At 66.9% G+C, this 20,685-nt stretch carries 17 protein-coding genes, 1 tRNA gene and 1 pseudogene; 4 read left to right on the top strand and 15 right to left on the bottom strand.

Going from position 1 to position 20,685, the window contains the following annotated elements; genetic code table 11:
* Nucleotides 1-99: 99 nt before the first annotated feature.
* From ACFPME_RS14805 to ACFPME_RS14785, 5 genes are all read right to left on the bottom strand, one after another.
* Nucleotides 100-176, bottom strand: a tRNA-Arg gene (locus ACFPME_RS14805).
* A 389-nt stretch (nucleotides 177-565) separates the two neighbouring features.
* A complete protein-coding gene (locus ACFPME_RS14800; RefSeq protein ID WP_377306424.1) occupies nucleotides 566-1,450 on the bottom strand; it encodes a class I SAM-dependent methyltransferase in 885 nt (294 codons plus the stop codon).
* A gap of 181 nt (nucleotides 1,451-1,631) precedes the next feature.
* On the bottom strand, nucleotides 1,632-2,756 hold the full coding sequence (locus ACFPME_RS14795) for a hypothetical protein (protein WP_377306423.1): 1,125 nt from the start codon (nucleotides 2,754-2,756) through the stop codon (nucleotides 1,632-1,634).
* 92 nt (nucleotides 2,757-2,848) lie between these two features.
* Nucleotides 2,849-3,361 (bottom strand): flavodoxin family protein, encoded by a 513-nt coding sequence (locus tag ACFPME_RS14790; protein ID WP_377306422.1) that lies wholly within the window; start codon nucleotides 3,359-3,361, stop codon nucleotides 2,849-2,851.
* 315 nt (nucleotides 3,362-3,676) lie between these two features.
* Nucleotides 3,677-4,573, bottom strand: coding sequence for a LysR substrate-binding domain-containing protein (locus tag ACFPME_RS14785; RefSeq protein WP_377306421.1), 897 nt, complete (start codon nucleotides 4,571-4,573; stop codon nucleotides 3,677-3,679).
* 131 nt (nucleotides 4,574-4,704) lie between these two features.
* Between ACFPME_RS14785 and ACFPME_RS14780 the strand changes: the two genes are divergently transcribed.
* Nucleotides 4,705-5,247: a lipocalin-like domain-containing protein gene (locus ACFPME_RS14780; RefSeq protein WP_377306420.1), complete on the top strand. Its 543-nt coding sequence runs from the start codon at nucleotides 4,705-4,707 to the stop codon at nucleotides 5,245-5,247.
* A 133-nt stretch (nucleotides 5,248-5,380) separates the two neighbouring features.
* Here ACFPME_RS14780 and ACFPME_RS14775 read toward each other — a convergent pair whose 3' ends face one another.
* From ACFPME_RS14775 to ACFPME_RS14765, 3 genes are all read right to left on the bottom strand, one after another.
* The gene (locus tag ACFPME_RS14775; RefSeq protein WP_377306419.1) at nucleotides 5,381-7,063 is read right to left on the bottom strand and encodes a M14 family zinc carboxypeptidase; all 1,683 of its coding nucleotides are present in this window, start codon (nucleotides 7,061-7,063) and stop codon (nucleotides 5,381-5,383) included.
* Between the two features lie 99 nt (nucleotides 7,064-7,162).
* A complete protein-coding gene (locus ACFPME_RS14770) occupies nucleotides 7,163-8,248 on the bottom strand; it encodes an amidohydrolase family protein (protein WP_377306418.1) in 1,086 nt (361 codons plus the stop codon).
* Nucleotides 8,249-8,498: 250 nt separating this feature from the next.
* Entirely contained in the window at nucleotides 8,499-9,254 is a 756-nt protein-coding gene (locus ACFPME_RS14765; protein WP_377306417.1) for a M90 family metallopeptidase, read from the bottom strand.
* 287 nt (nucleotides 9,255-9,541) lie between these two features.
* Here ACFPME_RS14765 and ACFPME_RS14760 point away from each other — a divergent pair, with 287 nt between their 5' ends.
* On the top strand, nucleotides 9,542-11,494 hold the full coding sequence (locus ACFPME_RS14760; RefSeq protein ID WP_377306416.1) for a M61 family metallopeptidase: 1,953 nt from the start codon (nucleotides 9,542-9,544) through the stop codon (nucleotides 11,492-11,494).
* Between the two features lie 85 nt (nucleotides 11,495-11,579).
* Here ACFPME_RS14760 and ACFPME_RS14755 read toward each other — a convergent pair whose 3' ends face one another.
* From ACFPME_RS14755 to ACFPME_RS14730, 6 genes and pseudogenes are all read right to left on the bottom strand, one after another.
* Entirely contained in the window at nucleotides 11,580-12,800 is a 1,221-nt protein-coding gene (locus ACFPME_RS14755; protein WP_377306415.1) for a serine hydrolase domain-containing protein, read from the bottom strand.
* 92 nt (nucleotides 12,801-12,892) lie between these two features.
* Nucleotides 12,893-14,836 carry a CocE/NonD family hydrolase gene (locus ACFPME_RS14750; RefSeq protein ID WP_377306414.1) on the bottom strand — a complete coding sequence of 648 codons (1,944 nt, stop codon included), beginning with the start codon at nucleotides 14,834-14,836 and terminating at the stop codon, nucleotides 12,893-12,895.
* A gap of 270 nt (nucleotides 14,837-15,106) precedes the next feature.
* Complete coding sequence (locus ACFPME_RS14745; protein WP_377306413.1) at nucleotides 15,107-16,384, bottom strand: RNA polymerase sigma factor; 1,278 nt, start codon at nucleotides 16,382-16,384, stop codon at nucleotides 15,107-15,109.
* A gap of 2 nt (nucleotides 16,385-16,386) precedes the next feature.
* Nucleotides 16,387-16,734: a YciI family protein gene (locus ACFPME_RS14740; RefSeq protein ID WP_377306412.1), complete on the bottom strand. Its 348-nt coding sequence runs from the start codon at nucleotides 16,732-16,734 to the stop codon at nucleotides 16,387-16,389.
* Nucleotides 16,735-17,270: 536 nt separating this feature from the next.
* Nucleotides 17,271-17,633, bottom strand: a complete 363-nt coding sequence (locus ACFPME_RS14735) for a hypothetical protein (protein ID WP_377306411.1) — start codon at nucleotides 17,631-17,633, stop codon at nucleotides 17,271-17,273.
* Nucleotides 17,630-17,998: pseudogene (locus tag ACFPME_RS14730) on the bottom strand (bactofilin family protein); the annotation flags it as partial. The gene ACFPME_RS14735 and the pseudogene ACFPME_RS14730, both read right to left, overlap by 4 nt.
* 585 nt (nucleotides 17,999-18,583) lie before the next feature.
* Between ACFPME_RS14730 and ACFPME_RS14725 the strand changes: the two are divergent.
* Nucleotides 18,584-19,282: a GNAT family N-acetyltransferase gene (locus tag ACFPME_RS14725; RefSeq protein WP_377306410.1), complete on the top strand. Its 699-nt coding sequence runs from the start codon at nucleotides 18,584-18,586 to the stop codon at nucleotides 19,280-19,282.
* A gap of 63 nt (nucleotides 19,283-19,345) precedes the next feature.
* On the opposite strand, the gene ACFPME_RS14720 is transcribed toward ACFPME_RS14725, so the two are convergent.
* Nucleotides 19,346-19,891, bottom strand: a complete 546-nt coding sequence (locus ACFPME_RS14720) for a peroxiredoxin (RefSeq protein WP_377306409.1) — start codon at nucleotides 19,889-19,891, stop codon at nucleotides 19,346-19,348.
* Nucleotides 19,892-20,291: 400 nt separating this feature from the next.
* On the opposite strand from ACFPME_RS14720, the gene ACFPME_RS14715 reads away from it, so the two are divergent.
* A complete protein-coding gene (locus ACFPME_RS14715) occupies nucleotides 20,292-20,666 on the top strand; it encodes a hypothetical protein (protein WP_377306408.1) in 375 nt (124 codons plus the stop codon).
* The last annotated feature ends 19 nt before the right edge of the window (nucleotides 20,667-20,685 follow it).

Below are 20,685 nucleotides of genomic sequence, written 5' to 3'. Positions count from 1 at the left end.
TGTACAGGACAAGTCCGGTGACAGCGCCGCTTGCAGACATCATCACCGGTAGTTGGGACAAGTTCGGTCCCGAAAAGCCCGCGAAGGCCAGGCGATCGATGGTGACCCCGGCCCGATTCGAACGGGCGACCTACGCCTTAGGAGGGCGTCGCTCTATCCAGCTGAGCTACGGGGCCAACAGGCCTTGAAGGATACCGGGGACATGGCGAAAGCGAAACCGAAGAGCAGCTTGCCAGGCGTGTATCTGCGCAAAGACGGCCGCCCGCAGTGGGAGGCTGGAATCCGTTGGGCGGATGGCGAGGGCGCGCCGGCGACCGCAGGACCGCACGCGAACCGAGCCATCAGGAGGTGGGCCTTGAGTCCGAGACTCGGTGCGACGCGCGACGCGCATCTGGACGGGATGCGCGATGACCGATGGGTGCCTGGCAGGCAGCAAGGACCGCTGATGCACCCTGGCCATCACGGTGACTGGCGCGACCTTGGCGCCGCATGAAACGCAGCGGCGGGTGGCCGGCGACAAGACGGGTACGCACTCCCCGGGACCGTCGGGGAGGATCAATCGCGCCTATTGACTGCGGCGAAATGGCGCCCCCTTTTCGTCGACTTCCTGGTCGGGGTTGCGGCGCAGCCATAGACTGCCGCCATGGGCTGGCTCGCCCTTCAGGAACCCGGCCAGCGTCTCGGCATGGCACTCGCGGGCGATCGCGCTGCCATAGACGATGCTGTAGTGCGGATTGAACGCGAGGAACGCCTGCAGCATGTATTGCTCGTTCCAGGAGAAGCCCAGCTCCACCACCCATCGCTGCGGGTAGTCGAGCGGCAGGAATATGTCGTGGAAATGGACGTACACACCCGGAGCGAGCACGGGGAGGATTTCAAGGATCAGGCGATTGACGTCGCTGCCGGTCTTGGCCACGTGCGAGGAGTCGATGAACAACACGTCGCCCTCCCTCAGCGTGGCGAAGATGGATTCGTCCACGGCTTGGGCACGCTCCTCGATCAACGCGATCGACCCCGCGGCATGGGCGCGGCGCAAGAAGGGGCGGGGGAACGGCTCCAGGCAAGTGATCGCCGCCGAGCCGCCCAGGAAACGCCGGTTGACGTCCATCATGAGCAGCGTGGAATAGCCCGACCCCACCTCAACGATCCGGCGTGGCCGGATCATCTGCAGCATGCAGAACGCCACGCGTGGATCCTGCCGCTCGAACTGCCCGTTGAAGTCATAGAAGTGGTCCAGCGCGTCATCGTCCGGCCCGCTGGTGGGGTAGTCGAAGGCACCGACCATGCTGGGAAACACGTCGCGTAGCAGCCGCTCATGCTCGGAATGATTGAGGTCTATCCCGCGTAGGTTCCTGGTCGGCGACCAGATCCGGCTGGCGTCCTTGGCTACCTCGTCGGCGTCCACGATGGGCGAGTAGAAGTGGCCATTCGGGAAGGCGGGCTGCGTCATGCAAGGGCATCCATCGCTGGGAAAGTGATGAGTATGCGATAGACCGCCAAGCGCCGCGAAGCTTGCGCCTGATCCACGCCCCCTTTGAAGGTCCTCTCGACGAGGCGTTTCTCGAGGTGCACGCCAGGTGTCCATTTGTTTCGCAGACCAGATGGCCGCCTGCGATGAACCGGCCCGGTGCCTACGCCCCGAGCCACCCGTCCGGCGCCAGGCTGGTGGCCAGCATGACCTCGTTGATGTCCTGGTGCTCGGTCCAGGACGACGCGGTGCGATGGGCCGGATGCAACCAGTACGCATGGATCGCCTGCCGCAGGGGCAGGTAGGCGTGCAGGGCGTCCAGGCGTCGGCGGGTCTGGCCGCTCGCTGGGGCGGCGATCAGTCGCTCGAGCGCGGCCAGGCCGATCGCCAACCCCAGCTCGCGGAAGCCCAGGCGCGCATCGGCCGGTGCATCGAGCGAGCGCTGGCAATGTGGCAGGCCCGCCAGCGCACTGGCGAGCAGTTGATCGAGCAGGGCGCGGTCGCCGTCGGCGCCGGCAGTCGACAGGCGGTCGAGCAGCAGCGCATCGACCAGCAGGCCGCCCAGTCCCAGCGGGTCGGTGGTGGCCAGCGGGCTGCCCTGCACCATCGCGGTGTAGTCGGCGATCGCTTCGTCCAGGGTGGGTCCGGACGTCTCGCCCAAGGCCTGTGCCGTGGCGCGCAGCGCGCGCGCGGTGAGCAGACCGTCGAGCGGATCGTGCTGGCCCATCGAAGCGACCAGGGGGCGGGCGAGGTCCGTACTCATCTTCCAGTACATGCGCCTGCCGCCGCCGTTGGTGAAGGCCCGGTGCGCGGTATCGGCCAGCTCGCGGGCCCAGCGGTTGAAGTGCGCCGCATGGCGCTCTCGCGCGCAGCGGTCGAGGGCATGCATCCAACGGGTCAGGTAGTGGAAGTACTGGCCGTCGCGCTCCCACTCCAGGCGCTCGTCGAACGGCTCGTCGGGGCAGCGTTCGGGCAGCTTCTTGCCGATGCGCAGCCCGGCGCGGACCGGGTGGTCGTCCTCCGCGTCGCCGTGCGGTCCGCGCAGCCAGCCGGTGCGGATATCGTCGGCGCGGAAATGCGCCAGCACCTCGTGCACCTGCGCGACCGTGCGTTCGGCAAGGGCTGTGTAGCGCGCGCCGTCGCCGGCTGCGGCCAGCCCCAGGAAGTTGCAGGTTGCGAACGCGTCGGTCCACAGGTAGCGCACCGCGGGTCCCGGGCCCTCGACGCCCGTGCGCCGGGCGAAGGCATCCATCAAGGCGGCCGCCAAGGTGAAGTCGGAGGTGGACATGGCGCCGGCCTGCCCGGACGTGCCCGAAAGCGGCGGCACCCACGGATTCGAGGCTGTCGACATCGGCGGCGGGCCAGGAGGGACGGGCGGCATCAACTCTGCACCATGCCGGCCGGGTCCTGCGTGCTCCGCTGTGCTGTCGCCACCAGCGCGTCGAGCGTGCCCGGGTAGTGCTCGCTGTCCATGGCCTTGGCGTCGAACGCGAACGTGGCCTGTGGCGCTTTGCCGAGTCGCTTCTGCATGTCGGCGAAAGTGTTCTGCGCGCCGCTGCCGTCCATCGTGCAGAAGAAGGAGACCTGCCGCAGGCGCGCCCCATAGTCCCGCAGGAAGCGGCGTATGGGTGACGCGGCGCCCCCAGCCCACACCGGTGTGCCCAGCAGGACCGACGCGTAGTCCTCCAGCGCGACCGTGACGGGGCCGATCGGGGGAAGGGTGCCCAGCATGCGGTCGAGCATGGCGCGCCAGACAGAGATGCGACCCCGGCCGCGTGTCTCTTCGATCACCAGTTCGTCTGCTCCAAGCCGCGACGCCAGCGCATGGCCGACGCGTGCGGTCTTTCCCGTGCGGCTGTAGTAGGCGACAAGCGTGGGGCTGGCAGGTTTCATGGCGTCACCTCGGCGGACGGGAGCGCGCATGGCCGGCGTTCGTCCGTGTGCGCCATGCTCCGGCGGGTGCGTCGCGGCATCTTGATGCAGGTCAATGGATAGGCGGATGAAAGGAAGGACACCGGGGCCGGAGCGCAGTTGCTTCAAGCAGGCGACTCGGTCCCTTCCTTTGCCGCGCGGGACGCCGAGCTCGCGGCGGGGTCTCCTGGCCAGGCGTGAAAAGGGACCTGACGGGGCGGGATTCAGCTATTCGCAGCCCGTCGACAGGCCCGAAGCGCATGGGTCGACGCGAATGCCCGAAAAGGCGGCGTGGGCTTAACGCGCCATGCCCGCCTTACTTCCCGCAAGCTCCGCCAACGCCTGTTCCGTGACGGTGCGGCGCAGTTGCTTCAGCGCGGGCGATGCCGGATCACTGCCGCCATGCAGGCAGACGTCGACGCGAGGCAAGGGTGGAAGTCCGTGACGGCCGTCCAGGCGGGCCAACGGGGGCGGGATGCCCGCGCTCGTGCGCAAGGTAATGCCAAGGCCGGCGGCGACACCTGCCCAAAGGCTCTGCAGGCTGGTCGTGACGAAGGCCGGCCGCCAGGCCATGCCGGCCTTGTCCAGTGCCTCGGTGCCGGCCTGACGAAAGAAGCACGGCGGGTGGTAGAGCGCCAGATCGATGGCCTGGCCTGATCGCAACCGGTCGCCCGCGTCCTTGCGGCCTACCCATGTCATCGGCAGTGTCGCGAGCAGTTCGGCATCGGCTCGCCGGGCATGGCCCATCGCCAGCACCAGGTCCAGCTCGCCGCGATCCAGCCGCTCCAGCAGCGTGCCGTTGCGTTCGACCGCCACGTCCACCTGCACCGCCGGATAGGCCTTCTTGAATTGCCCCAGCGCCGCCGGCAGCCAGGATTCGGCGAAATCCCCCGGCAAGCCGAACCGCACGATGCCCCCGACCGATGGGCCGTGCACCGCGTGCACCGCCTCGTCGTTGAGCGCAAGGATGCGCAGCGCATACGCATGCACCCGGTCGCCCGCTTCGGTCAACGCAACCCGGCGTCCCTGCTTGCGGAACAACGGCTGTCCCAGTTGCGCCTCCAGCTTGCGCATCTGCTGGCTGACTGCCGATTGCGAGCGGCCCACTCGCTCCGCGGCGCGGGCCAGGCTGCCCAGGCGAAGGATCGCGGCCAGGGTCCGCAAGGCATCCATGTCCAGGTTGGGTAATTGCATACTGAAGAATTTCTGATGGATAGATGGCGAATTATTCTATTTTACGAAACTGTTACAAGTCCTAGGATGCATGACGCCCGCCCCCCGAAGGCTGGCTGCTCCCGATCTGCCTACCCCAAGGAAAACAACGCATGCGCATGCATCCTGCACGAGTTCGTCTTGTCGCCACGGCGTGGCTGGTGGTTGGCCTTGCCGCGGCTACCGGCGCCCTGGCCGATGGCGTCACCGCCGCCTTCCCGCTGGCTGGCACATGGACCCTGGAGGCTGCGGACGCGCTGCATCCGGACGGCTCGCGTACCCGGGATTACGGTGAAGCACCCAAGGGTCTGCTGATGATCGACCGGCGCGGGCATTACTCGCTGCAGATATTCCGCGCCGACCGCCCACGCTTCGCCGCCGGCGCCAAGGCCGCTGGCAGCCCCGACGAATACCGGGGCGCGGTTATGGGGGCGAGCACGCACTTTGGCACGATCGACCTCGACGCCAGGCGGCACCTGCTCGTCTTCCACATCGATGGCGCCTCCTTTCCCAACTGGGAGGGCCAGCAACAGAGCCGCAGCTTCGAACTGCATGGTGACGTGCTGAGTTATCGGGTGCCGCCACGCCAGGATGGCAACGTGCCCATCTCGGTATGGCGGCGCAGCGAGGGGGCAGGTGTCGGCGACGACGCCTGACGGCGGGCCGGCGGCCCGGATGACGGCGCGGCGGCCCTGAAATGGGCGGCGCGGCTCGTTGAGCCTGGGGCCGGGGCGGCCAAGGTCCAAGTGTCCTGGCTAGCTTCTCGCAGGTGATCCGCCTTGACCGCCGCTATTGCACGGTGAAATACACCGCCTGCGGCGTGCCTGCGCGTCCGCTCGCGTCGGTGCCCTGCACGAACACGACGTGGCGGCCCGGGGCCAGTCCGGTCGTCGACAGGCGCAGGGCGGCCGGCTCGGCGGTTTCGTCGAAGCGGCCGTCGCCGGGCACCATCGCGTGGCGGGTGGCATTGGCTGCCCACGGCGTCTGGTCGAGGAACGCCGTGGCCGATCGGATCGCCTGCACGGCCTCGGTGCCATTGCGCGTGCTGAAGCGCGCGTCGTCGAGCGTCGCGTTGACCGTCACCGGCGTGCCCGCGGCGACACGCGTCGGCGACACGCTCAGCTTGGTCGTCGTCGGCCCGGACGGATACAGGTACGGCGCCCAGAGGTTGCGCGCGGCAAAGCGCAAGGCCTGCAGGTTCTTCGGGAGGGTCGAGCTTTCGAAGGTCGAGCAGCTCTCGAAGAACGCGACCCCCAGTTCAATGGTGTAGCTCGGCACGCCGAGCAGGCCGTACATCGTGTCCGTGTCGGTTCCGTCGGCGGCGTACATCCGCGACCACTGCTCGGGCATGTAGCCGTTGTACCAGGCCAGTCGCCGGCCCAGCGTCCGCAGGGCGGTGGCGTTGGGTGACGCCGCGGTGGAGTAGGACCAGGGCCACAGGACCACCCTGCTGTAGCTGTGCAGGTCGAGGAAGATGCCGCGATAGCTGCTCGGTGCGGCACTGCCCGCCGTGTCGCCGCGGCGATCGGGCAGCACGCCACCGCGATACACGCCGGTGCTGTCCGGCGCACCGGCGACGTAACGCAGAAGATCCTGCGATTCGGTTTCCGACAAGCTCCAAGGGCCGCGATACGTACCCGCACAGGCGTTGCCGCTGGAGCCGCCCGGCGTCTCGTTCCACCGGAACGAGAAATTGCGGTTGAGGTCGATGCCGTAGCTCGTCGCGCTGCAGTGGCCGTTGGTATCGTCGACGTTCTTGCGCCACGACAGTCCGCTCTCGGCCTTGACCCGGCCGTCGGGATTGGCCTGGAGGATGAGGTGGAAGCGGAAGTTGTCCAGCAGCCAGGTCGCTTCGGGATCGGTACCGTAACCGTTCACCAGGCCTTCGGCGAAGCGCGTCAGCAGCTCTGCCGGCGTGTATTCGCGCGCATGGATCGATGCGAACACCACCATCGCCGGCTTGCTGCTGAAGCCGGTCGCCCGGTTGCTCAGTTCCAGTGCGCGCATGCGGTGGCCGGTGCCGGGCGCTTCGTTTTCCAGCCAGCTCGGACCGATGTCCACGACCCGCGCCAGCGACGGGTGGGACCGCGCCAGCTGGTCCATCGTCGCGTAGGTTTCGGTGACCGTGCGGTAGCACGGGTAGCCGGAGATGGTCGAGGGGCGGACGCTCGTCCTTCCGTGGCTCCAGTAAGCGTCGGCCAGGCGCATGCGCCGCGTCGCCGGCCCGTCGATCGTCGCGTCGAAGCCGTGCAGGCGCAGCTCACGGAGTTCATCCTGGGTCGCCTCCACCCCGATCGTGTGCGTCTTCTCGTCGATGGCCACGTGCTGGAAGCGCGATGCGACCGTCTGCAGTTGCGCGCGACTGGCGTAATGCATCGTCACGAAAACCAGCGGATCGTCGATCGGGGTCGCTGCTTTCACGCCCGCCGCGGCCAGGGTACCCACCACCAGAAGTGCAAGCGCCTTGTACACGACGGACTCCTGCCTGCAGCCTTGGGCGAGCTGAAATCCTGCAACCCATCCCGGCAATGCCACGTGAAGTCGCCACGCGCGCCCGCCGGGTCAGCCGGTTCAACCCTGGTGAGGCGGACCAGCCGGCTTGATCTGGCGGCAGCATGCCGGTACCCGGCGCAGGGCGCGCGCATAAGGTGCGATGTTGCTCCGGATCACCGCCCACTCCTTGGGGGTCAGCGGCAGCTGCGGATAGGTGCGGTGGTAATAATCCGCCAGATCCGTACCGTTGTACGGCCAGTCGGACCCCGATAGGAAGTGACGCGGACCCACTCGGCGAATCAAGGCGGCCAGCGCGATTTTTTCGGCGTCCGGCGTTTTTCCGGTCCATACACCGGAAAGATCGAACCAGACCTGGCGGAAGGCCTCAGGGTTCGTCTCGATGGCATCGGCAAAGGCGCCAAGAGCCGACAGCGTGGCCTTGTCGACGCCGCCCCATCCGCCGGCATGCGCGATCTGCACGGGTGTGCCGGCTGCCGCTGGCAGTACATCCTTGATGAAGCGGCGCACGTCCGTGGCGCCGTAATCAGCGCGCTGCGTCCGCAGATGGATCAGGATCGCCCAATGATTCCTGGCTGCGGCCGCGAACACCTGGCCCAGCGCGGCAACATCCTTGTCGCGGCGCAAGTCCACGCCTGAACTGGTCAGATGCAACTTCAACCCGGCGACGGCGGCATTGCCCCTCCAGCGAGCGATTTCGGGAAGCGCCGTCGGCCGGAGCGGGTCGACGGCGATGAATGCGCGAAAGCGCGCTGGATGGCGACGAACAAGATCGACAGTCCAGTCGTTCGCCGCGTGCATCAGGCTCGCGGCGTCCGCACGCGGCGGATCGATCATCGGGCTCTCGGCAAGATATCCCGTGGACAACACGAGCGCCCGTTTGATGCCCGCCTTGTCCATCGCCGTCAGCAGGTCGGCCGGAGTGTGGGGCGTGGTAAGGGCCGGATCGCACTTTCCGAAGCGGCTTACGCTCTTGCAGAAGTCCGGCAAGAAGGCCTGGATCGCCGGTGCATTGAGATGGACGTGGTGATCCACAAGCACCGGCACAAGCCTTGGCGATGGCGGCTGGGCTCCCGCCGCGGCGAACGCTGCCGCGCACGATGCAAGACCGAAGGCCGGCAGAAAACCTTTCCGTATCCAACGCATGGGGACCCTTTTCGGCAGGTAGGCGAACGCGATGAACGGTCACCTTCCGTGACGCGCTGGCAGAGCGTAACAAAAGCCGCGCCTCGCGGATGGCGGACGGACAGGCGATGGCCGAGCCCGAAAGGCGTGATGCGGTTGAGCGGATGGAGGAGGAAGGAACTCCACGAGGAGTCAAGTCAGGAGGCGCGGAAACCGTAGCGGTGGAAGTCGCATTCCCTCGTGCCGGGTCTCCGCTCTTGACCGCTGGCGTTCAGAACGGGTGCTGCCGGTAAAATTGCTCGAGCTGCCGATAGACGTCCGGCAAGCCATCGCGCAAGGTTGCCGGTGCCTCGAAGAATTGCTCGCTGGCAACGGCAAAGAACTCGGCCGGGCTTTCAAGGGCATACGGGTCCATCGGCAAGTCGGCACCGTTGCGTTGCTCATCCTTGAGGCGATCCCACGCGTTCGAGAAGACCCGCGACCACACGCGGCGATCCATGCGCCGGTGCAACGGCGGGAAGCCGTTGGCGTCGCCGTTGAGCATGTCGAGCTTGTGTGCCATTTCGTGGATGACCACGTTGTGCCCCGGCCTCCCGCCGCCATGCAGCACCTCCGCCCACGACAGGATCACCGGCCCACGCCCCCAGGCCTCCCCGGCCATCACCGTGTGAGTCTGGTGAACCACGCCTGCGGCATCGGTCTGGGTGCGGCGCGGAATGAACGCGTCCGGATACACGATGATGCTGTGCCAACCGTCGTACCAGTCGAGGCCCAGCTTCAGGATGGGTATGCAGGCATGCGCCGCGAGCAAGACGCGATCGGCGTCGTCCAGATGCAACCCCTGGGTCGGCTCCAGCGACTTGATCTCCAGGAACAGCGTGGCCAGCACGCGCAGCGTGGCCTGGTCGGAAGCGCCCAGCCGACGCGCGGCGGGACAGCGCTGCAACGCGTCCAGCCAGAGCGATTCGGCGATCGGGTGCCGGGCAACGGTGCGCCGGATGCGCCAGTTTCTGATTTTGTCGAGCATGGCCACCTGCTGGAGGGAATCGCAAGGTCAGGAGCATCGGGGCCAATGTGCACTTTCTCAAGAAAGAAGACGGCACCGACCGGCAGGTCATGCACGCCGCTATCGGACCTCGCTTGCAGATGCCTGGTCGGACGAGCCTGTGGACGGCTGCCTGCAGCGGCAAAGGTGTTGGGGCGGATGACCCCGAACAAGGCGCGAAGCAGTCCCTGGGAAAGCGAAGCCGACTTCGTTCCGACGAAGTGGTGCTAAGTTGCACGCACCTTTTGCTATGGCTGCAGGAGTCCCGAATGTCCGTTGTCTCTTTCGCCGGGTTGCCGGCTGGTACGCGTCGTACGGCGGCGCGTCTTGTTCTGGCCGCATCGCTGGCGTTGGCCGCAGGTGCCGCGGGTGCGCAGGAGGCGCCGGGCGCCGAGGTGCCGCCGCCGCAGGACACGCCCTATCCCGGCACGATCGCGATTCATGTCGATGCCAGCGACATCCTGCAGGGCATTTTCCGCACCCACGAAACGATCCCGGTGAAGGCGGGCGCGTTGACACTGCTGTATCCGCAGTGGATTCCCGGCAGCCATTCGCCCACCGGTCCGATCGCCATGCTCGCCGGCCTCAGGCTGACCGCCAACGGCAAGCCGCTGATGTGGAAGCGCGACAAGTACGACGTGTACGCGTTCCATCTCGACGTGCCGGCGGGCGTGTCCACGATCGCTGCGGACTTCCAGTACCTGTCGCCCCGCAGCGGTGGGTTCGAGGTCACCGACCGCATGATGGACATGGCATGGAGCAATGTGGCGCTGTATCCGGCCGGCTATTTTTCGCGCGGCATCACCTTCGCGCCCAGCGTGACGCTGGCGCATGGCTGGCAGTTCGGCACCGCGCTGGAGACGAGCTCGCAGTCGGGGGACACCATCACTTTCAAGCCGGTGACCTTCAACAACTTGGTCGATTCGCCGATCTACGCCGGCCAGCACTTCAAGCGCGTGGATCTCGATCCGGGCGGCGAGGCACCGGTGCACCTGGACATCGTCGCCGACGCGCCGAAGTACCTGCAGATGACGCCCGCGCAGTTGGCGTCGCATCGCGCGCTGGTGACGCAAGCGGTGAAGCTGTTCGGCTCGCACCACTACGACCACTACGATTTCCTGTTCTCCCTGTCCGACGTGTTGGCCGGCAATGGCACCGAGCACCACCAGTCCAGCGAGGACGGCATGGAGGCCGATTACTTCACCGCCTGGAAAGACGCCGCGCCCGGGCGCGACCTGCTGGCACACGAATACGTGCATTCGTGGAACGGCAAGTTCCGCCGACCGGCCGACCTGCGGACCCCCAACTTCAACGTGCCGATGGGCGATTCGCTGCTGTGGGTGTACGAGGGGCAGACGCAGTACTGGGGTTACGTATTGACCGCACGTTCCGGCTTGTGGACGTCCGAACAGTTTCGCGACGCGCTGGCGATGGTGGCGGCCAACTACGACCGCAACCGCGAAGGTTTCCAGTGGCGCACGATCGAGGACACCACCAACGACGCGACGGCCGCGCGCCGCGCGGGCCTGCCGTATCGCAGCTGGCAGATGAGCGAGGAGTACTACAGCGCCGGACAGATGATGTGGCTGGAAGTGGACGCCAAGCTGCGCGCGCTGACGCATGACCGCAGGTCGCTGGACGATTTCGCGCGCGCGTTCTTCGGCGTCGACAACGGCAGCTACGTGACGAAAACCTATACCTTCGACGACGTGGTGGCTGCGTTGAGCGGCGTGGCGAAGTACGACTGGGCGGGTTTCCTGCACGCGCATGTCGATGCACGCAAGCCGCCGTTGCTGGACGGCATCGAGGGCAGCGGCTGGAAGCTGGTCTACACCGACAAGGAAAGCGACTACGAAAAACAGTACAACAGCCGGCCGCAATCGCCGCGTCACATGTACAACTTCGCCTGGTCGATCGGCCTGACGGTGGCCGGGCAGGGGCAGATCAACGACGTGCGCTGGGAGGGTCCGGCGTTCAAGGCCGGAGTGAGCACGGGCGCCACCATCGTCGCGGTAGACGGCCAGGACTATTCCGGCGAGGTGCTGAAACAGGCGATCACGGCGGCCAGGAGCAGCAAGGCGCCGATCACACTCCTGCTGAAGTACCAGGGCAGCTACCGCACGGTGCCGGTGGATTACCACGACGGCTTGCAGTACCCGCATCTGGTGCGCGTCGAGGGCAGGCCCGATTACCTGAGCGAGATCATTGCTGCGCGCAAGTAAGGGCGCTCGGGCCGGGAGGTTCGGATATCAGGCGGCACGCCTGGCGGCCGATGAGCAGCTAGGCGCCCCTTCCTGACACGTTCTGCTACTTCCCGCGCGCCAGCTTCTCTTCCACCGCGCTGAACGCCGAGTGCCCACCAAGCCGTTGATCCGGCATGCCGGTGGCGAACCAGACGACGCCGTTGCCATGCTCGCGATCCACCCACAGCCCTGCCTGAAGGCCGTAGGCGGAGCCGGAATGCCCGATGCGTTCGACGCCGTCGCCGAACGGATCGTCGCGACAGCCCGTGGCCGGTGTGGCCAGGGTTTGCACGGCCATGCCGTACCGGCAGAAGAAACCCCTGCCGCGGTCGTCGGTGTCTTCCTCGTAGGTCAGGCCGTTGCCGTCGCGGTATTGCCAGAGCGGATGGGTCAGCGCCTGCACGGAAGCGGGCGTCAGCAGTTGCACCCCGTCGACCCGGCCGCTGTCCAGCAGCAGGCGCCCGATGCGCGCGAGGCCATTGGCCGAGATGCGCAGACCGCCCTGCGGCGAGAACAGCGCGCCGTTCTCACCTGCGCGCCATTGCGCGAGGTCGCAGCTGCCGTCATGGGCGGGAACCACCGGGCAGCCCGGTTTGCGGCCGTGGTTGTCATCTTTCACCGGCCTGCCATCGGCCTCGTACAGCACCACCGCGCGGGCAGCGGTTGCTTCGCTGCAGGTGTCCCAGTTGAAGCATCCGTCGATGTGCAGCGGCTTCAACACCATGCGTTGCATCAACCGGTCGAAGCGCTCGCCGGTGGCCCGTTCCATCACCTGGGCCACCAGGGGGTAGTTGAGGTTGGCGTAGCGAAAGTAGGTTGCCGGCGCGTGTTGCGTGTCCCAGGCGCGTGGATCCATGAGGATCTGGCGCAGCTGTCCGCCCAGCGGCGTCTGCCAGTAGCCGGCTGCATCGGCAAGGCTGGAACGATGCGACATCAGCAGGCGCAGCGTGATGGGTGTATCGGGAAAGGCCGGGTTGCGCAGCGGCCAGCCCAGTTGCCGGGAGACGTCAGCATCCAGGTCGAGTTTCCCGGCTTCCACCAGACGCATTGCGCCGATGGCGGTGACCAGCTTGGAGATCGAGGCGATGCGTACCGGATCGTCCGCGGTGACCTCGCGTCCGGCAGCCTTGTCGGCGAAGCCGTGGACCTGGATGGACGTGACGGCGTCGCGGTCGAAGCCGACGCGGACCGTGGCGACCGGACTGCCCGCCCATGCCGTGCCGGCGAAAAGAAGCAGGCCGAGCAGACAACCGCTTCCGCCTTCGCGCATCCAGCGAGGGCTCATGGCTCTTGCCTTCGACATGGGGGCCCGCCGGGCATGTTTGGTGAGGGGCGACCCGGCCCGCGGGAGCGGCGGACCGGGCTTTCGTGCGTGGGTCAGCCGCCGCGGGTCGGGCCCGCCACCACCGGCAGCAAGACGGCGCTGTGCCCATCGGGCCCATGCTCGATCGTCACCGTGGCCTTGCGGTAGTCGGATGGTTTGGCGAAGAGAATGTTGGGTACGTAGGTCTGCGGGTTGCGGTCGTAGAGCGGGAACAGACTGGACTGGATCTGCACCATGATCCGGTGGCCGGGCTTGAACGCGTAGTTCACCGTGGGCAGGCGGAACTTGTATTCCTGCACCTCGTTCGCCGGGATCGCCGAGGGATCGGCAAAACTCTGGCGATAGCGGCCACGGAAGATGTCGAGCGAGACCGGCAGCTCGTAGCCGCCCATTTCCGGATCGGCCGGATCGCTGCCGGGGTAGACGTCGATCAGCTTGACCACGAAATCGCCGTCAGTGCCGGTGGTGCGGGCGAAGAGGTCGGCGATCGGTGCGCCCTGGACGCGCACGGTCTTGTTCAGCACCGGCGTGGTGTAGCTGAGGACGTCGGGCCGGGTTTCGGCGAAGCGCTGGTCCTGCACCAGCCAGGTGCGCCAGCGGTCGTTCTTCTGCGGAATCGGGCGCGGCAGGTAAGGCACCGGCTTGGCCGGGTCGGCGACGTAGCTGTCGCTGCCGTCGGTCGGCTGCTCGAAGCCGAGGCCCATGTCGGCCTGCAAGAAGAGCGGGGTGAGCTGCTGTTCGCTGGCCACCTTCCAGTTCGTGAAGTTGTCCCAGCGCTGCTCGACAGGGTTGTAGATCATCGCCTCAGGCAGCGGCGTGGGTAGCGGCGTGCCGCGCAGGTAGTGGTTGAACCAGGGGATCATCACGTTCTGGCGGAACTGCGCGGTGGTGTTGCCCGGCCACTTCAGCGGGCCCATGGCCCAGCCGTCGCGGTTGATCTGGCTGTGCCACCACGGGCCCATCACCAGATGGTTGTTGGCGCCGTGCCCGGCCTGCTTGAGCGCTTCCCACGCATGCACGGCGCCGTAGATGTCCTCCTGGTCCCACAGGCCTTGCAGCCACATCGTGGGCACGCTGGAGGGATGCGCGACGAGCAGCGGGTCGAGCGCCTGCAGCTGCCAGAAGGCGTCGTAGGCGGGGTGCGCGGCGAAGCGGTTCCACCAGGGCAGCTGCTTGAAGCCGTTGGCCTCGGCATAGGCACCGGCGGAACCGGCTTCGAGGAAGTTGGTGTAGTCGTCCTGGTTCTCTCGCGGGATGTTTTCGCCTTCTCCCGTCTTGCTCATCTGGCCGCTGAAGTAGTCGAGGTTGACCTGGCGCAGCGCGCCGTAGTGGTACCAGTCGTCACCCATCCAGCCGTCGATCATCGGGCTTTCCGGCGCGGCGACCTTCAGCGCGGGATGCGGGTGGAGCAGGGCCATGGCGACCGTCCAGCCGTCGTAGGAGGAGCCGATCATGCCGATGTTGCCGTTCGATTCCCGGATGTTCTTCACCAGCCAGTCCATCGTGTCCCAGGCATCGGTGGTGTCGTCGGTCTTGGTCGGGTTGAGCGGCCCCATCGGCGGGCGCGTCATGATGTACTTGCCCTCCGACTTGTATTTGCCGCGGATGTCCTGCCAGACCAGGATCGTGCTGCCATCGGCCCAGTCCTTGTCGCCCGACCACACCGCATCGGCCATGTGCGGGCTGTTGCCGGGCGCCATGCCGCTGGCGTTGTACGGCGTGCGCTCGAGTAGCATCGGCAGGTCGTGCGCGCCCTTCGGAATCAGGATCACGGTGTGCAGCTTCACGCCGTCGCGCATCGGGATCATTACGTCGCGCTTCACGTAGTCGAAGTTGCCTTGCGGCTGCTTCCAGTCGGTGGGGATGTCGGTCCCGGTCTGGATCATGTCGGGCGTGACCTTCGCCGAATGCTGGTCCGTCGGGGGCCTCGCGAACGCGGCGGCTGACAAGAGGCAGGCAAGCGAGACGAGTGCCGAGCCCAGGGTGATTCTCTTCATGTCCAGCGGGTCCTCGTGATGGTGGTCGCGTACGCAATCTACCGCGCTTGCACCCCGCGACTATGAGAGCGGCCACAAGGATTTTGCAATCCGGATGCGGGGAAAGGTGTTCGAAAAGGGGCAGGTCCTTGTCAGGAGCCTGGAGCGGCTTGCCTGGCCCGCCACGCGGCCTGACGCTGCCGGATCGCGTCGTCGGGATTGTCTCGATGATCGGCCTGCGCCAGTGTTCGCCGCCATCGGCCACGACGGGGACAGGCACCGCAGGAATGGCTATGGCCCGCCTTGATCTTTTTCCAGGCAGCGTGGCAACGCAGCCTGGCGTCCCAGCAGGAAGCGTCGTACGGCAGGATCGCTGGCGAGGCCGATCGCGATATCGAACGCGGCGCGAGCCTCGGGGTAGGCATGGATGCTGGCCAGCAACGCCGCGCGCGCTGCCCAGTAGGGCTGGTATTCGACGAGCCGACCGTCGGCGGCGAGCGCATCCACGATATCGAGCGCAACGTGTGGACCTTGCAGCTCCGCGATGGCGAGCGCGCGGTTGAGGGCGACCACCGGCGAACCGGAGAGCGCCAGCAACGCGTCGTAGATCTGCACCTCGGGCGTCCAGTCGATGCGCCCGCTGCGGCGACGTTCGACGTGCGCGGATTGCAGGGCCGCTTCAAGCTGATAACGGCCGATGCGGCCCAGCTTGCTCGCGCGCAACAGGAGCGCTTCGGCCTCGTCGATCATTGCTGCATCCCACAGCACGACGTCCTGCTCGGCCAGCGGCACGTAGCCGCCATCCGCATCGCGGCGCGCACGCCGCCGTGCCTCCGCATGCAGCATGCAGGCCAGCAGGCCCAGCGCTTCCGGTTCCTGCGGCAGCAACCCGGCCACCAGGCCGGCGAGGAACAGCGCTTCGGCCTTGAGATCGCGCCGGATCACGTCGGTGCCGCCCGGATCGCTCCAGCCTTCCGCAAAGGCGGCGTAGATCGCATCCAGCACGCCGTCAAGCCGTCCGGCCAGCTCGTCGCGCGAGGGGATGGCGAAGCGGATGCCAGCCTCGCGGATTTTATGTTTCGCCCGTCCCAGCCGTTTGCCCATGGCATCCGGCGATACGAGGAACGCTGAGCCGATGGTCTTGGCATCCAGCCCCAGCACGGTCTGCAACATCAACGGTGCGCGGACGCCGACATCGATGGCCGGATGCGCGCAGGCGAACAGCAGCGCCAGGCGTTGATCCGGAACCGCCGCGTCATCCATCGCCGTCGATGCGGCCTCGTCGAGCTCCGCCAGGATCTGCAACTGCGCAGCCACTGCTTCGCCGCTGCGGCGGCGCCGGATGCCATCGATCCCCTTGCGCCGCGCCACGGTCAGCAACCACGCCTCCGGATTCGCCGGACAGCCGTTGACTGGCCAGTCCGCCAGCGCCGCGGCAAACGCTTCGGACAACGCATCCTCGGCCGCCGCCACGTCACGCATGGCGGTGGCCAGAAAGGCGACCAGCTTGCCGTAGCTGCGCCGCGCGACGGCATCCGCGGTGCTGCGTGCCTGCGTCGCGCCGTGCAAACCTACATGCTCCAGACGGGCCGCACTTCAATCGTGCCATGGCTCGCGCCGGGGCAGCGTGCCGCCCACGCCAGCGCCGCATCCAGGTCAGGCGTATCGATCAGGTAGTAGCCGGCCAACTGCTCCTTGGAGTCCACATAGGGGCCATCCAGCACCTGCGATTTGCCGTCCGCCACATGCACCGTGGTTGCGGTCGCGCTGTTCTGCAGGCGGTTCGAGCCGACCAGCGCACCCGCCGTCTTCAGCGCCTGCGTATAGGCCCCATAGGCCGCAACGCCCTGTTCCTGTTCGGCTGGCGTCATCTGCGACCAGCCGGTTTCGTTCGAATACAGCATCAACAGGTATTGCATCGGATTCTCCGCAATGGGTGATCGGCGGGCCGTGTGCGCCGCCATTCCCATGACGCGCGGAGTCCGGCGATTTGGACAGGGCCGATGTTATCGAAAAGGGAAGGGGGCTTTGCGGCTGGCGCACGGGCGGCGGGACCGGCGCGAAGGCCATCGGCCGGAAAGGTCGCGCGAATGGCAGGCTGTCCCATCACATCCTGCCATTCGCAAAAGAGGCAGGGACATTTGCCTGGCCATGGCCCGCCTGCACGGGCCGTACGAGGACCGTCGCCGCACGATCGTTGCCCCGGCGTCTGGATGGGGTCGCGCAAGCGCTCGGGAGGGTGTGGCGCCAGCCGGGAGCTTCCTGGATGGAGGCTGCCGGAGGAACAACGGGCGGTCGTTCACGGCGCCATGGCGGAAACCTGATCTGGTAGTTCGCCGGCGCCGTGGTCATCCACGCCGAACGAGTTCGAGTTCGGTGTTGCGGCAACCGGCCAGACGTTCCTTCCGGAGCGAACCTGCGCGCCGGCAGCGCGCAGTGCCTTGCCGTTGGCGCATCAGTGCCACATCCGCTTGCCGCCCGCGGCCGCGGGGTTCATCTCGACGCTGAGGGTGAAAGTGCGCTGTTCGTCCGGCCGCATGGCGCCGACGCCCACCAGCTTGCGTGCGATCTCCTCGCCGCGTTCGTCGCGGATGGTCAGCACCATCGAGTATTCCCACGCGCCGCCGTCGACCGGGTTGCGGAAGCTGCCTTCCACACGCAGCGGCACGGACGCCGGGGTGGCGGTTGCGCTGGCCGCATCGGTGAAGTGCAGCTTGTGGCGGCAGGCGGGGCACACGACCGCACTTTCCAGGATGGTCTCCCGGCAGTGCGGACAGGTGCGCGTCGCTCCGGCCGTGCCTGGCTGCGGGTTGCTCACGGAGCGGTGCCGCCGCGTCCGTGGGTCTGGTGCGCGATGTTGCCGTCCTTCGCATCGTCCCAGCCGAATTCGGCCTGGCCGCGCATGCGCGAGCCCGCTGCCACGCTGAGCGATCCGGCCTTCAGGTCGCCGGTCAGCGCGCCGCTTTGCTGCAGATCCACGTGCGCCGCGGATTCGATGTTGCCGATCAGTTCGCCTGCGATGGTGACCTTCTCGGCGCGCACGCTGCCGGTCACCCGGGCGCCCGGTTCGATGGTGAGGTCGCCGCGCACGTTCACGTCACCCTTGAAGTTGCCGGCGATGCGCACATGGCCCTCACCCTCGATCTTGCCCTCGATGGTGATATCGGGCGCGATCAGCGATTCGGTCTTGGGTTTGGCCGGGGCGGGCGTGGGGCGAAATGCGGGTTGCACCGGCGTTTCCACCCTGGGTTTGGTTTCCGGCGTGTCGATGCGCGACAGGTCCGGCGCTTCGGGAGTTTCGTTGGTGGAGGTCTTGGCGGATTCTTTCCACAGGGCCATGGCGGGACTCCAGTTCGTTCAGACGGAGGGTCAGCCTATCCGCCAAACGGCCCGCAAAACGGGGTCGGCTTCACTTGGCCATGGAATTGCGGGATCGGGTTCAGCTCCTGTTGGCCATTCGCAATCCGCGCGAGCACTCGGCGCCGTCTCGACGATCGTGCGAATGAGCGGCAGCCTCGCCGCAGCTGGCGACTCGGGATCGCGTTGCGCCTGTCGGCGCGGCTTGGCGCAAAAAGCGCGCGGCCGCACCGAAACCGGCGAATCCTGGCAAGGATCAGCTTGGTGCGGGCGCTCGACGCGTGGGTGCATCGAATGCCGAGCGGCGTGCAACAGCGGCAAGCGCGACAAGTGGAATGGCCAGGGCGCGTTTCGATCTCGCTAAACTCGCGTGCCCGGTTCTTCGGTTTTGCCCAAGGGAGCGTCGTTACGATGAACATGCTTGATCGACCGGTCTGGGCCAGCCTGAGTACCGCGCACGCGGGTCTGTCCCTGGGCGATGACATGGCGCGGCGCTACCAGCCGGACATCAACCGCTTTGCGTCGGCGCGCGACGATAGCGATGCTGCGTTGCAGGCCCTGGCTCGTCTCGTGCCGCCGTTCGACCCGGTGTTCGTTCTGCAGGTTCCGGAGATCCATGTTCCTGCCGAGCTGGTCCCCCTCAAGGTGGCCAAGGGCGTACAGATGGTCGCCCATTCCGCGGTTGCGCCACCCGATGGCAGGCCCGAAGGCGTTGTTGCGCTGGGCGATCTGGACGCGGAGGAGATGCTGGCCCTGGCAACGCTTGCCGAACCCGGTCCCTTCCTGCGGCAGACCCATCGCATGGGCAGCTTCGTCGGCATCCGCATCGACGGCCGGCTCGTCGCCATGGCCGGCGAACGGTTTCGTTTTCCGGGCTACACCGAGCTCAGCGGCGTATGCACGCACCCCGATTTCCGCGGCCATGGATTCGCCAGACGCCTGTCCAGACATGTCGCCGCGGCCATTGCAGCGCGCGGCGAAACCGCTTTCCTGCACGCGTGGAAGAACAACCTTGCCGCGATATCGCTCTATGAGGCCCTGGGTTTCCGGTGGCGATGCGACGTGAACGTCACGGTTCTCAAGCGCCGATCGGGTGAGGACCTGCGCTGAAAAGCGCATGGCGCGTGTCGCCGGTTCCTGCCGGCGGATCGTTCCACCCCATGGGAGCGCCTTCTACTTCTTCAGCGCCTTCACCGCGTCCAGCGTCTCCTGCACATGCTTCTTCGGGCTCAGGCTTGAATAGACGTGGGTGATCCTGCCCGACGGGGCGATGACGTAGGAGGTCCGGTCCGACCAGCCTGGCTTCAGCAGCAGCAACGCGTCGTACTGCCTGGCGATCTTCGCGCCGTCATCGGCGGCAACCGGGAACTTGCCGCCGCAGTGCTCGGTTTCCTTCGAGAAATCCGCCAGCTCCGAGATGTTCCCGGCGGTGACGCCGATCACGGTGGCGTGCTGTGCCTTGAACTGGTCGATGGCCTCGGAGAACAGGTGCGCCTCGATGTTGCAACCCGACGTGTGCGCGGCGGGGAAGAAGTAGACCACCACGGGGCCTTTCTTCAGGGCGTCGGCGAGCTTGAACGTGAACGGTTGGCCGGCGAGATAGGCGGGCGCGGAAAAATCGGGTGCCTGGCTGCCTTCCTTCAATGCCGCGAATGCCGGCGATGCGAGGACGGCGGTACCGACGAGGGAGAGGGCTGCGAATTTCAACAGGGCGTTCATGGCGTGATTCCTGCGGGGAGTGACGGGGGTATCAGCAGCTTTATACGCCAGAAATCCCGGGGCGGATGCGCCAGCGCAGAACTTGGCGGGTCCACTGGCCATGGCGGTACGGCGGAACATCGCGAGGGCAGGATGCGGCTTCGCATGATGCCGTCGCGGTTCGCCCTCGGCCGTTTGCGTTCGCGCATCGGGAATCGCGCGCGAATGCGATCCTGCGGTGCGCCTCCGCCTTCCCGGCGGCCTTCAGCCTTTCCTGAGGTGGCCGATAACCCATCAACCGCCCCGGCTGCCGGAACTCCATGCGACACGCGTCTGTCCGCTCTGCCGAACTTGTTCGAGGCCGTTTCCCGCATGTCGGCCGCGACGGTGTTGGTGTCTGCCCAAGGGGGCCCTCGTGCACATGAATCACCACAAACCGCTCACGCAAAGGCCGGCCAATCGCGTTGACTGGAGCGATCCGCACCTGGAATCGCTGCTGCGCAAGACCGAAAGCTGGAAGCTCGACAACCGTGGCGTGTATCCCGAGCAGGAGGTCGAGATCCATATCGGCTGGGGCGCCGCCGTCGGCAAACCCGCCCTTCTGGTCTTGGAGCGTGACCAGGCCATGGTGCTGGCGACCGCCTTTCCGCTGCCGCAGGGCGAACACGTCCGCGTGGATACCCGACTGGGCGAGGGTATCCGCACGGTGTGGGGAGTAGTGGTCGAAGGGCGTCAAGGTCACCGCGCCGAAGATCGGGCCAATGGCATCCACGTGCACTGGCTGCACGTGCGTTGAGCCGGTTTGGTCCCCTCGT

The organism is Rhodanobacter umsongensis, assembly GCF_042654965.1.
Lineage (GTDB): Bacteria > Pseudomonadota > Gammaproteobacteria > Xanthomonadales > Rhodanobacteraceae > Rhodanobacter > Rhodanobacter umsongensis.
Note: the sequence above shows the minus strand (reverse complement) of the source record. Positions and strands in the feature narration are given on the sequence as shown.